Origin of the sequence: Rheinheimera sp. (assembly GCF_965283995.1) — a bacterium.
In the GTDB taxonomy this organism is placed as follows: Bacteria; Pseudomonadota; Gammaproteobacteria; order Enterobacterales; family Alteromonadaceae; genus Pararheinheimera.
This window is the reverse complement of record NZ_CBDIQG010000001.1, coordinates 628,367-643,677: the sequence shown is the minus strand read 5'-3', so window position 1 is coordinate 643,677 and position 15,311 is coordinate 628,367. Positions and strand designations below refer to the sequence as shown.

At 52.3% G+C, this 15,311-nt stretch carries 12 protein-coding genes; 6 read left to right on the top strand and 6 right to left on the bottom strand.

Features of this window, described 5'->3' with window-relative positions:
* The first annotated feature begins 53 nt into the window (after window positions 1–53).
* Entirely contained in the window at window positions 54–2,120 is a 2,067-nt protein-coding gene (locus tag ACQ66Q_RS02970; protein WP_430455421.1) for a hypothetical protein, read from the top strand.
* Entirely contained in the window at window positions 2,120–2,362 is a 243-nt protein-coding gene (locus tag ACQ66Q_RS02965) for a VF530 family DNA-binding protein (protein WP_430455420.1), read from the top strand. Before ACQ66Q_RS02970 ends, ACQ66Q_RS02965 begins: the two co-directional genes overlap by 1 nt.
* Here the strand turns inward: ACQ66Q_RS02965 and ACQ66Q_RS02960 are convergent, their stop codons facing one another.
* The 4 genes from ACQ66Q_RS02960 to ACQ66Q_RS02945 all read right to left on the bottom strand — a co-directional run bounded on the left by ACQ66Q_RS02960 (window position 2,363) and on the right by ACQ66Q_RS02945 (window position 8,521).
* The gene (locus tag ACQ66Q_RS02960) at window positions 2,363–2,758 is read right to left on the bottom strand and encodes an MmcQ/YjbR family DNA-binding protein (protein WP_430455419.1); all 396 of its coding nucleotides are present in this window, start codon (window positions 2,756–2,758) and stop codon (window positions 2,363–2,365) included.
* Complete coding sequence (locus ACQ66Q_RS02955; RefSeq protein ID WP_430455418.1) at window positions 2,739–4,691, bottom strand: methyl-accepting chemotaxis protein; 1,953 nt, start codon at window positions 4,689–4,691, stop codon at window positions 2,739–2,741. Before ACQ66Q_RS02955 ends, ACQ66Q_RS02960 begins: the two co-directional genes overlap by 20 nt.
* A 188-nt stretch (window positions 4,692–4,879) precedes the next feature.
* A complete protein-coding gene (locus tag ACQ66Q_RS02950) occupies window positions 4,880–6,904 on the bottom strand; it encodes a prolyl oligopeptidase family serine peptidase (protein ID WP_430455417.1) in 2,025 nt (674 codons plus the stop codon).
* A gap of 96 nt (window positions 6,905–7,000) precedes the next feature.
* Window positions 7,001–8,521: a fumarate hydratase gene (locus ACQ66Q_RS02945; protein ID WP_430455416.1), complete on the bottom strand. Its 1,521-nt coding sequence runs from the start codon at window positions 8,519–8,521 to the stop codon at window positions 7,001–7,003.
* Window positions 8,522–8,760: 239 nt separating this feature from the next.
* On the opposite strand from ACQ66Q_RS02945, the gene pabB reads away from it, so the two are divergent.
* From pabB to ACQ66Q_RS02925, 4 genes are all read left to right on the top strand, one after another.
* Window positions 8,761–10,173: an aminodeoxychorismate synthase component I gene (gene pabB, locus ACQ66Q_RS02940; RefSeq protein ID WP_430455415.1), complete on the top strand. Its 1,413-nt coding sequence runs from the start codon at window positions 8,761–8,763 to the stop codon at window positions 10,171–10,173.
* Entirely contained in the window at window positions 10,170–10,745 is a 576-nt protein-coding gene (locus ACQ66Q_RS02935) for a CoA pyrophosphatase (RefSeq protein ID WP_430455414.1), read from the top strand. The genes pabB and ACQ66Q_RS02935 overlap by 4 nt, the downstream gene beginning before the upstream one ends.
* Window positions 10,746–10,898: 153 nt before the next feature.
* The gene (locus ACQ66Q_RS02930; RefSeq protein ID WP_430455413.1) at window positions 10,899–12,281 is read left to right on the top strand and encodes an L-serine ammonia-lyase; all 1,383 of its coding nucleotides are present in this window, start codon (window positions 10,899–10,901) and stop codon (window positions 12,279–12,281) included.
* A 314-nt stretch (window positions 12,282–12,595) separates the two neighbouring features.
* The gene (locus tag ACQ66Q_RS02925) at window positions 12,596–12,898 is read left to right on the top strand and encodes an isoamylase early set domain-containing protein (protein ID WP_430455412.1); all 303 of its coding nucleotides are present in this window, start codon (window positions 12,596–12,598) and stop codon (window positions 12,896–12,898) included.
* 91 nt (window positions 12,899–12,989) lie between these two features.
* Here the strand turns inward: ACQ66Q_RS02925 and ACQ66Q_RS02920 are convergent, their stop codons facing one another.
* Window positions 12,990–14,111, bottom strand: coding sequence for a beta-ketoacyl-ACP synthase III (locus tag ACQ66Q_RS02920; protein ID WP_430455411.1), 1,122 nt, complete (start codon window positions 14,109–14,111; stop codon window positions 12,990–12,992).
* Between the two features lie 124 nt (window positions 14,112–14,235).
* Window positions 14,236–15,273 (bottom strand): RDD family protein, encoded by a 1,038-nt coding sequence (locus ACQ66Q_RS02915; protein ID WP_430455410.1) that lies wholly within the window; start codon window positions 15,271–15,273, stop codon window positions 14,236–14,238.
* Window positions 15,274–15,311 lie beyond the last annotated feature (38 nt).

Here is a 15,311-nt window from a genome sequence, read left to right as displayed (position 1 = left end):
TTGTTGTCAGAGCCGCCTGCAGTTATTCCAACTGACGCACTGTTGAGAGCACCATGAATCTGTTAGTCAAATCGCTGTATTGTATTGTTTTTATTGCTTTTTATACTCCAGCAGTCAACGCCAGTCAGGCCCTAACCGGGTTATGGATCACGGATTTGCAGGGCCAGAGTCTGACCGATCCGCAAACATCAGGGCTGACCTGGTGGAACGGTGAGCTGCTCAGTCTCGGCGACCAAAGCGCTGCCCCGGATCTGCGGATGAAAATTTTCCGCATTGCCCCTGAAACCGGCCGTTTTATCACGGCACCGATCCCAATTACGTTGTCAGATGAGGTACGCAAAAGCTGTTTTGGCGACTATCTGGCAAATTCTCCCGATTTGGAAGCACTGACCTGGGACCGGATCGATCAGCAGACGTTAATTACCGTGACAGAAGATGCGAGTCGCGCCCAACTGAGCCCGGCTTGTGCGCGCAAGTTTTCGCAAACCAATTCAACCTCCTACCCGACTTTGTTGTTGAAGATCAGTATTGATACTGCGTTAACACGCGCCCAAATCACTGCCGTGCGGCCAGTGCAGTTTCCGGCGGATGCGAATGTTGGCAACTTACCCAATGATGGCATTGAAGGCCTGGCGATAGATGACCATCAGAACTTGTACCTGGGCCTTGAAAAAAACATGGCGGGACTGCCTGCCATTTTTAAAACCCGGCTGACGCCGGATTTCTGGACCCGTGATAATTTTATCAAAGTCATTGATGCCAATTTAACCTTGCCAGATCTGGACGACCGCGGCCATCCGATTAATGACCTCGATTTTATGCCAAGTCCGGTGCCGGGCCATCCGGGTTATTTGATCGCTGCAGCGCGCAATGATGATGAATTGTGGGTATTTGACCTGACCAATCGCGTGCGGCCTTTTGTGCAGCCATTGCAGTTTTTTGTTGGCACCGACAACTCAGGGCTGTGTCCGGTCTACGAACGCGTCGTGCAAACGGCTCTCGAAGGCGTGGCCGTGCATGGTCGGACTTTATATCTGGCCAACGACCCCTGGAAACAACATTACCCGGACAATGTACAATGTGAAGTCAACACGCCGCATTTTCTGAAAATGGCCCCGCTGTTGTTTCAAATGCCACTGGACCCACGCTGGTTCACGCTGAGCCGCTCACAGGCCACACCTTCGCTGCCAGGCATCAGTGGCATGGCGCAAATTGACACGGACCGCTATCTGGTGGTGCAGGATAAGAAAATCTCCAATCCAGGCGAGCGTTTAGGCGTATTGCAGGTTTTTGCTGACCAGGCACCACGTTATCAGCCAATCCCGATCAGCAACTGGCCTGAAGACCAGATGTCGAATGATCTGGAAAGCGCCTGCGCCCTGCCCGGTCGACCAAATGAGTTTTTAATCGCAGAATCAGGTAGTTGGCAAGGCGAGTTTGGCCGGCTGTTCCATATCCAGCTGCTACAGACCAGCTATGCCCGCGTTCTGGCCAGTTATCCGTTGCCGGTATTGTCAGACAATAGTCCGCAACAACAAGGCGACCAGTTTGAAGGGTTGGTCTGCGCACAAAAAGCAGCAAACCGCTATTTGCTGGTGTTAGGTGAGCGCGGCGGCGAACAACGTCGTGGAACCTTAGTGCACGGTGATTTTGATATCGCGGCCGGGCAAATTTTATGGTCGCCACAACGTCTAGCGGTGTTACCGCCACAACCGGATCATAATGAGCCGTTTCAGCGTGATATCGCCGATCTATATCTGGAATCAAATGTACTTTGGGCCAGCTCGGTGCGCGAAGCCGGACCGGCCGGTCCGTTCAGTTCCTTTATCTATCAGGTCGCACTGGTTGACCCGCAGGCCAGCGAGCCAGTGCGGCTGTTAGCTGCCAGCCGGATCTTCTGGCAGTTAGATGGTCTGAAAGTTGAAGGATTAGCTGCACCGAGCCCGTTACTGCCAGGCTCCAGTCTGTCGATTGGCAGCGAAGATGAAAAACTTGGCGGCGTCTGGCGCTCGTTATTTGCACCGGCCGGCCAGCGGCCCCAGATCCCGGTAGTGCCCGCCCATCCGGTCGCTGAGCCGGTCAAACCGATTGAAGCTGCCAAAACCGGAGTGAAACCCTGATGTCTGCACCACAACCAAAAAATCCTTTACATGGTTTTACGCTGCAACAGATCCTTGAATTACTGCTTGAACAGAATGGTGGCTTCGCTGGCCTAGCAAAACAGGTCAAATTGAACTGTTTCAGCAAGGATCCGAGCATCAATTCCAGTCTGAAATTTCTGCGCAAAACACCTTGGGCCCGGACTGAAGTCGAACAACTGTTTATCCGCCAGCGCCTCTATCAAAAGGCCGACCAGGCCTAATCACTCCAGCGTTGGGCCCACGGCGACTTTTCGCCGCCGTTTCGGCTGGATCAGCGCCCACGAATTATCAATTTGCCGCTTGATTTCGTTCACCGGCACTGTCCCGTCCAGCAATACCGTATTCCAGTGTGTTTTGTTCATATGATATCCGGGCGTCACCGCTGCAAACAGCTGGCGTAACATCACCGCTTCGGTCGGATCCGCTTTGAGATTGATCCGCGCCAGCGTGTCTTTTTCTGTCAGGATCGCAAAAATCTTGCTCTGTGATTTGTACACATAGATATCCGGTCCAAACGGAAAATCTTCACAGCTGCCGGGCTGTTCCAGACAATATTCCCGTGCCGCAGTAAAATCAAAACTCATCGGATAACCACCATCATACTTTAAATTGGCCAACGGTCAGACCCAGCTCATTGGCAAGGCCAAGCAGACTCTGAGTGTTGTGCGCCACTTCACTGATCGCCGTGCTATTTTCTTCGGCGGCCGCACTGAGACTGGAAACACTGCGGGCTAAAGTCGCACTGACACTGGTTTGCTCTTCAGCAGCTGTGGCGGTTTGCGCCATTAAGCCCTTCAGCGACTGCAACCGTTCATTAATCTGGCTGACCTGCCCCAACATCTGTTCAGCTTCAGTTTTGGCGCTATGGGCAATGTCGGCACATGCATCACTGCTGCCCGATAAATGGGCGGAGATCTGCAAAATGCCCTGGATCACCTGTGCAATATCGCGCGTTGCTAACTGCACTTTACCGGCGAGCTGTCGAACTTCATCGGCTACAACGGCAAAGCCGCGCCCTTGTTCACCGGCGCGCGCCGCTTCAATCGCCGCATTCAGCGCCAATAAGTTGGTCTGATCTGCGATCGCAGTGATCACCGCAACCACAGATGCAATCTTCTGACTGTCCTGATCAAGCTGACTCACCTGTACACGCATCTGATCAAAGGCACCGATAGTGCGCTCCAGCCCAGAACTAACGTGGCCAATCGTCTGGTTCAGTGCCGTTGCATTGTGCTGGCAACCATTAACCTCGTCAGCCGCTTTCACCGTGTTACTGCCGATTTCGGCGGCGGCATAACTCATCTCTTCCACCGCTGTCGCCAGCATTTCGGTCTCGCGGGCCTGCAGCTGCATACTGCCATCGGCCTGAGTCATCGCTGCAGAGTTCGCCGCGGCCGCCATTTCCAGTGCCTGGCCGACCCCCACCAGTTGACTGACAATTTGCCTCAGCTGCTGCTGCATCCGGCCTAACCAACCCATCAAACTGGACGACGTTTTCGCTTGCAGCGCCATCGTCAAATCCCCATTGGCAATGACACTGGTCAGATGAACCATTTCGGCCGGTTCGCCACCCAACGGATTTAACACAAAACCAGTCACCAGTTTCGCCACTAAGACAGCTGCCACCATGGCTACCACAATCACTAACAAACCAATCCACAACATGCGCTGCGCCGGTGCGGCGATCTCCGCCACATCAACTTCTGCCAGTAAGGCCCACTGCAACCCAAATGCGTCCACAGGAGCAAAAGCCGACACCACCGGATTGCCATTGTAATCATTAATATACAGGAGACCGGCCTGGCCTTGTAATGCGGCGTTGGCGGCTTCGGTGTCAACACCATGTGTACTTACACTGCCTGCAAATGACGCCCGCACCGTGCGATTGCGGCTATCTAAATAGGAATCCGACCGCATGCGTTGATCGGGCCCCACCAGATAGCTCTCGCCAGTCTGGCCCATCCCTTCGCGCACCTGCATCACCGCGTTAATTTTATCGATAGAGAGTTGTACTGCGATGACGTATTGCTGCCTACCAATCTCCAGGCTTTTTGCCATAAATGCGGCAGGCTCCCCTTTAGAGGGCGCATACGGCTGGAAATCTTCCAGTGCGATTTGGTTTGACTGTGCACGAGAGCGCTGAAACACTTTCGCTAAATTGGAGTTGGCATAAGGGCCGTTAATCAAATTGCTCTGAAAATCAGCCTCGCGCGCGGCGCTATATACCACCTGACCATCCGGCGCGATAACGAACACATCATAAAAACCAAGTTCAGTGCCAATCGCCTGTAATGAACCGTGCAGCGCCAACGGCTGTTCCGGCTGAAAACCGGCGGCAACGACTGCTCCGACCGTATTTAAGCCTGCGGCAAAATCCTGAAACATCGCTTCGATCTGACGCTGTTTGATTTCACGTACAGCGGTCAGTTTGGCTTCAGCCTGACTGAACAATTCAGCGCGGGCCAATAGTGTGACAATGAAAGTAGCAATAATTAATGGAAGTAAAGCGGTGACCAGACTAATCAGTCTGATTTTCGTGGTGAAGCGCATATCCACACATCCTTATGGCTGAAGCAAAACCGGTACGCGAAACGCGTTGTTCTTCAAAGATATACAAGGGTTTTGTATTTGCAACCTTTAAGTAGCAGATAGCAACTTTTCACTGATAAACGCACCACCATGGCGCGTGAATAACAAAAAGCCCGCTGATAGCGGGCTTCTTCTGTAAAATAACTTGACTACTTTGCTGTGTGTTGTTTCATCCAGCTGAAGATTTCGTTATACCAACGCTCTGCATTGGCAGGTTTCATGATCCAGTGGTTTTCATCCGGAAAAATCACCAAACGGGACGGGATCGCTTTACGCTGCAGCGTGGTAAATGCGCCAAGACCTTGTGCATAAGGCACCCGGTAGTCTTTCAGGCCATGAATAACCAGCATCGGCGTCTTCCAGTTGTCAACAAAAGCTGCCGGATTAAATTTCTGATAATCCGCCGCTTTATCCCAAACCGGGCCACCCATGTCATGCTCCGGGAACCAGAGTTCTTCAGTGCTGCCATAGAAACTTGGCATATCAAATAAGCCGGCATGGTTTACCAGACATTTAAAGCCATCAGTCCAGTTGCCGGCGATCCAGTTCATCATAAAACCGCCATAAGACGCGCCTAAAGCACAGGCATTGTCTTTATCCAGCCATGGCTGTTGTTCGGTGACAAACGCCAACCCTTTTTTCAGATCTTCCAGCGGTTTACCGCCCCAATCCCGTGCAATCGAATCAGTGAAAGCCTGGCCATAACCGGTCGAGCCATGGAAATCGATCATCACGACACCATAGCCCTGCGCGGCCCACAACTGCGCATTCCAGCGGGTATTAAACATATTGCCAAAACTGCCTTGCGGGCCGCCATGGACAATAAAGGCGATCGGATATTTTTTGCCGGCTTCAAAGTTCCACGGCTTCATCCAGTAGCCATAAACCGTTTCATCGTTGGCGCCCGGGAAACTGAATTGTTCAAATTCGGCGAGCTGAATGTCTTTCAGGGTCAATGCGTTAACCTGCGTCAGCGGGTAAGCTTCGCCACCGCTGTTTTTCAGCTGATAAATGTCAGCCGGCGCATTGAGCTGGTGATTGGTGAAAAACACATTAGTGCCGCGCACTGCGACATCGCCTGCACTGCCGTTGCTATAGACTTTACTAACTTCACCAAAAGCATGGTCGATAGCAAAAATGCCTTTTTGTCCTAAGTCCTGCGCCGTCACATAAACGGTGCGGTTATCCGGCGCAAACACATAGTCGTCAACCGAACGGTCCCATTGCGGCGCCAGTTCTTTGCGCTCGCCAGTCACCAAATCCAGCAGGATCAAGCCAAAACGGTCGGCTTCATACACTGGCTTTTTCATCGCCAGGTAAGCCATATAACGCCCATCGCCGGAGAATTTTGGTTTGGCATCCCAGGCCGGATTGTCTTTGGTCAGATTGATTTTCTGGCCGCCGTTCAACGACACCTGAAAAATATCAAAATTGGTATGCCAGCTTTGATCAACAGCCGGGATTTTGGCACTGAACACCAGGTTCTTACCATCCGGGGTAAACGCAGCTTCGCTGGTACCAGCAACATCAGTGTCCCACTCCGGCATTAAGTCTTTCGCATCTTTGACGGCGGTTTCAGTGATGTCAGCTACGAAGAAATGATTCTTCAGACCATCTTCCCAGGTATCCCAATGTCTAACCATCAAGGAATCATAAGCTGTAGCGCTATCTTTTTTCTCGGTTGTGGTTTTGTTGTGGGCGACGGTGCAGGCCAAGTCTTTACAGCCTGGTTTCACGTCCAGCGTCAGCACTAACTTTTTGTCATCTGCCGACACCATGTAACCCTGCACATCAATTGGCAAATCAGTCACCTGACGGGCTTCGCCGCCGGTCAGTGGCAAGCGCCACAGCTGGCTGGAGCCGGAACGGTCGGCCAGGAAATATAAAGCGGTGCCGTCGGCGTTAAACCGCACATCGTGCTCACGACCGGCGCTTTCGGTCAGACGACGCACTTTGTTGCCATCCTGTACATCGAGTAAATACAGGTCAGCTGTGGTGTCGGCTGGCGCCAGGCCGCCATTTTTCTGGCCATAAACGACATAACGGCCATCCGGAGAGACCTGGACGTCGTAAATTTTATTCAGTTTGTTTAAGTGCTCAATCGTCAGATTGGTTTTCGCCTGTGCCCCTGCTGCCACCAGCAAGGCACTGACCAGAATTCCCCAAGCTTTCATCTGGATACTCCGTTGTCGCAAATTTGGTTGTTTATATAGTTCTTATTGTAAAAACGCGCCTGAAGTTTCCTGCAGACGCGCTGTTTATCGAGCTTATCAGGCTTTTGCGGCCTCGGCGATTTTGACTTTCCAAATCGCCGGCCCCTGGTCGTGCACGTTATTGCCCTGGCTATCGACAGCAACAGTCACCGGCATATCTTCGACATCAAATTCGTAAATCGCTTCCATGCCTAAGTCGGCAAAAGCCACCACACGAGATTTTTTGATTGCTTTGGATACCAGATAGGCAGCGCCACCGACGGCCATCAGATACACCGCTTTGTGCTCTTTAATGCTGGCGACGGTTTTATCACCGCGTTCAGACTTGCCGATCATGCCAAGTAAGCCGGTTTGACCCAGCATCATGTCGGTAAATTTATCCATCCGCGTCGCAGTGGTTGGGCCTGCCGGGCCCACGACTTCATCACCGACTGCATCGACCGGGCCAACGTAATAGATAAAGCGGTTTTTGAAGTCGACGCCATCCGGCAGTGCTTCACCTTTGGCCAGCATATCGGCAATACGTTTATGTGCCGCATCACGGCCAGTTAGCATCTTGCCGGACAACAACACCGTTTCACCGGCTTTCCATTCCAGTACGTCCGCAGGTGTAACTGTATCGAGATTGACCCGACGCACGTTCTGGCCTAATTCCCAGGTCACTTCTGGCCAGTCTTCCAGTTTTGGTACTGGTAAGTGTGCCGGGCCTGAACCATCTAAATGGAAATGCACGTGACGGGTTGCCGCGCAGTTCGGGATCATCACCACAGGTTTTGACGCAGCATGCGTCGGCGCTGATTTGATTTTGACGTCGACCACGGTGGTCAAGCCGCCCAAACCCTGCGCGCCGATCCCGAGTTTATTGACCTTTTCGTACAGCTCAACACGCAGTTTCTCTTCGCCGGTTTGCGCACCTTTTTCCAGCAGGTCCTGCATATCGACGCTTTCCATCAGCGCTTCTTTGGCCAGAACCGCTGCTTTTTCCGCGGTACCACCGATACCGATGCCGAGCATGCCTGGCGGACACCAGCCAGCGCCCATTTTTGGTAAAGTTTCCAGCACCCAATCAACCACAGAATCAGACGGGTTCAACATCACCATTTTGGTTTTGTTTTCGCTGCCACCGCCCTTGGCGGCGATGGCCACTTCGATATGATGGCCGGCGACCAGATTGATATGCACCACAGCAGGCGTGTTGTCTTTGGTGTTTTTACGCGTACCGGCCGGGTCCATCACAATCGAGGCCCGCAGCGGATTTAACGGGTTCATGTAAGCACGACGGGTGCCCTCATCGACCATTTCCTGCACTGTCATGTCGGTTTTGTCCCACTTCACGTCCATACCGATATTGACGAAACAGGTGACGATACCGGTGTCCTGGCAAATAGGCCGGTGGCCCTGAGCGGACATCCGTGAGTTAATCAGAATTTGTGCGATGGCGTCTTTGGCGGCCGGATTTTGTTCTTTGTGGTACGCCTTTTCTAAGGCCTGAATAAAATCCAACGGGTGGTAATAAGAAATGTATTGCAATGCATCTTCGATGCTATCGATAAAATCTTGCTGGCGAATAACCGTCATAGGGTGCCCTTCTGCGTGGTTAGGGGCAGTCAGCGCACCGGCTGCCCTGATCTTTTTTTAATGCTATATGCACATGGTGTTTTTACAGCACCCGACCCTTGCCTGGTCCGGCACTGCTTCTCATTTTAAGCAGGGCTGCTATCATAACGCGCATCCTGTAGAGGCGGCTAGTCAGTTCATGCTGAATTCATCGGTTCTGACCTTCCTGCTGCCGCCGAAAATTGATTGAGTCTGTCGTTATGTCTGTGCAGTTTCTTGTGTCGTCGGCAGTGTCCGATTTAACCGGCTGTTTTCGTAAGGTCGCAGCCGAGCCATTTGCGATGTCGCTCGATTCGGCTGCCCCCGACCACCCCAACAGCCGTTATGACATTCTGGTGTGCCGGCCATTGGCATGCCTGACGGCGACGGGCCGGCATTGTCAGGTGCACTACTTCGACTCGGCGAAGCCGCGTCAACAAGTCAGCGACGCGGACCCTTTTGAACTGCTGAAACAACTGCAACTTGAGCTCTTGCCGCAATTACCGGCGGACGCAACCGGGCTGCCTTTTGTTGGCGGCGCTGTTGGTTTTTTTGGCTATGACCTCGGCCGCGTCACCGAAAAACTGCCAGAGCTGGCGCTGGCTGATATCAAGGTGCCTGACTTGGCTATCGGCATCTACCGCCACGCACTGGTGCTGGACAAACAGCTGAAGCAGCTGTGGTTTGTTGATGCGAAAGGTCAGGCGGAACAGCATTTCCCAGCGTTTCAGACGCTGTTTGCCGACGCGCTGCAGCCTCCCGGCCAACCGTCATCTGCAGCGGGGTTTGCGCTGACATCGCCGTGGCAAGCCAATATGAGCCAGGCGGACTATCTGCAAAAATTCGAGCGTATTCAGCAATATCTGCAAAGCGGCGACTGTTATCAGATTAATCTGGCGCAGCGTTTTACTGCAGGCTTTGAAGGCGACGCCTATAGTGCTTATCTGCAGCTGCGGCACACTAATCAGGCGCCCTTTTCGGCCTTTATCCGTTTGGCTGATGCGGCGGTGCTGTCGATTTCGCCGGAGCGGTTTATCGAGGTGAAAGCAAGGCAGGTGGAGACCAAGCCAATTAAGGGCACGAAACCACGGTTTTCTGATCCCGAGCTGGATGCACAAAGCGCAGAAGCGCTGCGTCAATCGACAAAAGATCGCGCCGAAAATGTGATGATTGTGGATCTGCTACGCAATGACCTTGGTAAGGTTTGCACACCAGGCACAGTTCGCGTTCCCGCGCTGTTTGCTATCGAGTCTTTTCCGGCGGTGCATCATCTGGTCAGCACAGTGACCGGACAACTGGACGCGTTGTATCAGCCTATAGACGCATTGCGCGCAGCTTTTCCCGGCGGCTCTATTACCGGCGCCCCCAAAGTGCGGGCAATGCAAATTATTGAAGAGCTGGAGCCACACCGGCGTAATGTCTATTGTGGCGCCATTGGCTACATCAGTCAGCATGGTCACATGGACACCAATATCGCGATCCGCACGCTGGTGGTAGCGGATCAGCAGATCCATTGCTGGGCCGGCGGCGGCATTGTCGCAGATTCACAAGGCACGGCGGAATATCAGGAAACCTATGACAAAGTCGGCAAAATCCTACCTGTGCTGATGCAAGGTCATGGGCAACAGCAATGAATGTAACCGAGACTGAACTCTGGATCAGCCGGTTTCTGCTACAGCCGTCACCACAGCACAAGGTCGAGCAAACGGAGCCAAACGCCGCAGTATTGCTACCAATATTCCGCCATCATGGCGTCTGGACCCTGTTGATGACGCGACGCGCTTTGCATCTACGCCACCATCCGGGCCAAATCAGTTTTCCCGGTGGCCGGATCGAAGCCGGTGAAACATCGAGTGCCGCAGCGCTGCGCGAGACCTATGAAGAAACCGGTATTGCCACCACGCAGATCCGCTTACTCGGCAAGTTACCGGCCATCAATACGTCAACCGGTTTTATCGTTGAGCCCTGGCTTGGCGTCCTCGACCAACTGCCGGATTTAACGCTGCAACAAACCGAGGTGGATTCGGTACTTTTGCTGCCACTGCATGAAGCGCTGTCGGCAGAGCGCCGGCAAACGGAAATATGGCCACTGCGTGGTCGCCGGCAACAGTTGCATTTTATCCCCTGGCAGCAACAGCTGATTTGGGGTGCCAGTGCCGAAATGTTGTATAAGCTGGCACAGCAAATTGCGCCGCCAGCGCGCTGAATACAGCTTTTCTGCAACCAACAGTAACGTTCACTTGCCGCGAAATGCTCAGAATTGTTGTAAGCAGCACTGACCAGTGACAGCATCAGTTACAGAACCGCAAGACATCCGGTACAATCGTCGTATTCTTATAAGGCAATAAAAGACAACCCTATGATTATCAGTGCTTTTGACATGTTCAGTATCGGCATCGGTCCGTCCAGCTCTCATACCGTCGGCCCAATGCGCGCCGCCAAGTTATTTACCGAGAATCTCGCCGCCAGCGGCCGGTTGGCAGACGTTACCAGTATCAAAACCGAATTGTATGGCTCTTTAGGCCAGACCGGCATTGGTCATGGCACCGGTAAAGCGGTGATCCTCGGCCTGTGTGGTTTTTTGCCGGAAAACTGTGATCCGGATCAGGTGCCAGGCATCCTGAAACAAGTGGATGAGTTGCAACAAATCACTTTAGCATCCGGCCATGTGGTGAATTTCCCGCGCGACGGCGCTATTGTGTTCCACCGCCGTAAAACCCTCAAAGAACACAGCAACGGCATGGAGCTAATTGCTTTTGATGCCAACAAAGAAATTGTGTTCAGTGAAATCTATTTCTCGATCGGTGGCGGTTTTATTGTCAAAGCCGAAGATTTTGCCAATGAAAAAAAGGCCGCCAGTCAGTTTGCTGCCAGCAATCCACCGCCATTTCCGTTTAACAGCGGCGCTGAACTGCTGAAACTGTGTAAAGAAAATGGCCTGTCGATAGCCGCACTGATGATGGAAAACGAAAAAGTGCTGCGCACTGAACAACAGATCCAGGACGAACTGGGCCTCATTTGGCAAACCATGTACAACTGCGTACAACGCGGCATGCGCACTGAAGGCATTCTGCCAGGTGGCCTGAAAGTTAAACGTCGCGCGCCGGCTTTGTATAACCGTTTGTGCGCAGAAAAAAGCTCAGATCCGCTGCAGGTGATGGACTGGGTCAATTTATTTGCGCTGGCAGTCAATGAAGAAAATGCCGCAGGTGGCCGCGTGGTGACAGCGCCAACCAACGGCGCTGCCGGCATTATTCCGTCAGTACTGATGTATTACGACAAATTTATCCAGCCGGTCACACCAGCGATCTACACCCGTTACTTGCTGACCGCCGCTGCGATAGGCATTTTGTATAAGAAAAACGCCTCAATCTCTGGTGCCGAAGTCGGTTGCCAGGGTGAAGTTGGTGTCGCTTGTTCGATGGCCGCTGGTGCGCTGACCGAAATTCTTGGTGGCTCAGTCGACAATGTCGAAAACGCTGCCGAGATTGGTATGGAGCACAACCTTGGCCTGACTTGTGATCCGGTCGGTGGTCTGGTACAGGTGCCTTGCATTGAACGTAATGCGATGGGGGCGGTAAAAGCCATCAACGCGTCGCGTCTGGCCCTGCGTGGCACCGGTGAGCACAAAGTCTCGCTGGATAAAGTGATTAAAACCATGTGGGATACTGGCCGCGACATGCAGAGCAAGTACAAAGAAACTTCCCGCGGCGGTTTGGCTGTCAATATTATCGAGTGTTGATCAACAAGCCGGGAGCAAGCGGTTGCTCCCGGTGTTCATCTACCGTTGGCGCATAGCTGACGGCTGATACTGCCAAATATTTCAGCCACCCTGCTTCAGTCTGCATTTAAAGCTGTTTATGACTGCAAACGCACGAACAACAGGCGTGTCTGCATATATTGTTCACCAATGAGTCCGGAACCGCATACGTTTTCAGTGCGGATCGCCGTGGCGTGTCATGTTGTTGTCAAACAGACTATGCTAGTTTTGCCACATCGCCCAAATCTTAAGGTATGGCCGGGCACTTGGATCTTTTCAGCATAACGGAGTAAATCATGGCAATCAGCAAGCAATACCTGAAAACAAAACCAGCCTGTAAGGTGACATTTGTCGTACCGGCCGAGCAAGCGGCAGCTGCCGAATCTGTGGTTCTGGTCGGTGAGTTTAACGACTGGCAGGACAATGAAATGAAAAAGCAGAAGAATGGCGATTTCAGCCTGACGCTGACCTTGCCGAACGACAGCAGCTTTCAGTTTCGTTACCGCTTAGGCCACAACGACTGGCGCAATGATGAGCAGGCGGACGACTTTGTGCCTTCACCACTGTCCTATGAGCAGAATTCGCTGATCCGGCTATAAACAGCCTGCATCACGCAAAGCAAGACAACATCAGCAACAGGCGGCCTGCAGATCTGCACGAGGCCGCCTTTTTAGCTGATATTAGTGGTATTTAGCGCGCCCGTTTTAGCATCAGGCAGCCAATCGAATAACCGGCACCAAACGAACACAATACACCGTGGTCGCCAATGGCCAGGCCTTGTTTGTTTTGATGGAAAGCAATAATTGAACCGGCCGATGCGGTATTGGCATAAGTGTCGAGCACCAGCGGTGCTTCTCCCGCTTCTGGTTCACGACCCAGAATTTTGCGCACGGCAAAAATATTCATATTGATATTGGCCTGATGCAACCACAGCCGTTTTAAGTCCTGCGCCGTCAAACCACAAGATGCCATTTCACCTTCGATGACATCTGCAACCAACGGCAATAACTCTTTAAATACTTTGCGGCCTTGTTGGCGGAAAAATGGCGTCAACGGATCAGCATCCGGATAACAATGTTCAACATAACTGACGTCACAACGGATATTGTTGGAAAATTCCGTTTTTAACCGCATGCCGATAATTTCATAACTGTTATCAGCAGTTGCCGTTTCGGCCGCTTCGATAATAGTCGCGCTGCAGACATCACCAAAAATAAAATGACTATCACGGCTGGTATAGTTAACCTGCGGCGAGGCAAATTCAGGGTTCACCACCAGGACGACCGAAGCAGTGCCACCGCGAATAGCATTGACCGCATTACTGATGGCAAAAGTGGCGCTGGAACAAGCAACATTCATATCAAAGGCATAACCCTTGGCGCCAAGCTGTTGCTGCAGTTCAATCGATAGTGCCGGATATGGCCTTTGAATATTTGATGCGGCACAGATGATTAAATCAATTTGGTCCGGCGTTTTGCCGGCCTGCGCAATGGCTTCCTTTGCAGCTGCCAAAGCCATTTCAACCATTTCCGGCATTTCATCTTCATTACGGCGACGAAACACCGGCTGCATGACCTGCGGGTCGAGAATGCCGTCTTTATACAGCACGTGGCGCGATTTAATACCCGAGGCTTTTTCGATAAATTCACAGCTGGAATATTCCAGTGCTGCCACTTCGCCCGCTGCAATTGCCGGTGCATTCTCGGTATTAAATAAATCGACATATTGATTAAAGCTGGCGACCAGCTCTTCGTTGCTGACAGTTTCAGTGGGTGTAAAGACACCTGAACCTGTGATCAGAATTGGCTTCATGCGTTCTCCGCTACTCCGCACCATAAACGTTGGATCTGGTCGGATGGGTGATAAAAGTTGCAGTATAACTCAGCAGGAAAGACAAAGGCAGTAGCGTTCTGCGACTGCCGCTGTCGGCAATATCTTAATGCGTCAGGGGGCGTTTGGCTTTGCCAAGCCGGATCACGACGGTTGAAGCGACTTTATCCTGAATGGCCTGCCGGTTCGGATCCCATAAAACTTGCAAAAAGCCTAATAGACCAGTCGCAATACCTGCACCATAACCACCCTGACGGCTGAAAGCACCAAACAGACTCAACTCTTTGCCATCCAGTTGAATCACTTTAATCAGCATCAATTTCTTACCAATGGTCTGGCCATGACACCAGGCAATAGTGGCAGTGAAATAAAACACCGCCCAGCCGACGCCAATGCCTAAATCCGCGAAGATCCCTTTGACCCAAGCCACCACACTATGGGTGTTTTCATCAGGTAAATACCAAGGCAAAGGTGCTGGTGCCGCCTGTGCAGGTTTGGCTTCAGCCTTTACGACCGGCGCGGCTTCGGGCAGGTCTTTTAACAAAGCCTCTCGATAGGTTGGCCATTGCGCAGCCGGAAAATCTGACCCCTGCACTAAACCGTCCAGCATTTCATTGGCGGCCACTTTGTCCACGCCGGCTCTTCGCAACATTTTCGCCACCTTTGCCAGCTCTTTTTCCATGCATTCGAGCTTGCAGCTCTCAGCCTGGATTTTCAGCGCGCTGGTGGCCAGTACCATTGCCTGTTCTGCGCTTAATTCAGTTTCTCCGACGGTTTGCTGTGAATCTTCTTCGACGATAAGTTCAGGCATCCAGGTCGCCGAGGCACACATAAACGCGGTTGCGAACAGCAGCACAAAAACATGATTAAATTTTTTTGCCTGTAGCCGGAACCAGATGAGATAGGTCATCACCGGTAAAATCAGCAGCAAACTGGCTTTGGCGAGGCCTGAGATGATCAGGCCATCAATCCCCATCGCAATAGCTCTGCGCAACGGGTGCGCAGTTGGCATCCCAAGCAGATTCGGACAGACTTCAAAGGCATAGGGTGTGACAATTTCCCGTGTTTCGCGACGGGTTAACGGTGTACCGGTTTCGCCCTGTGGCACCGGCGTGGCCGGTAAATCGTATTTATTCTCAGGCATCAAAGCGACTCCCACTCACGGTTATTACCCGATAGTAA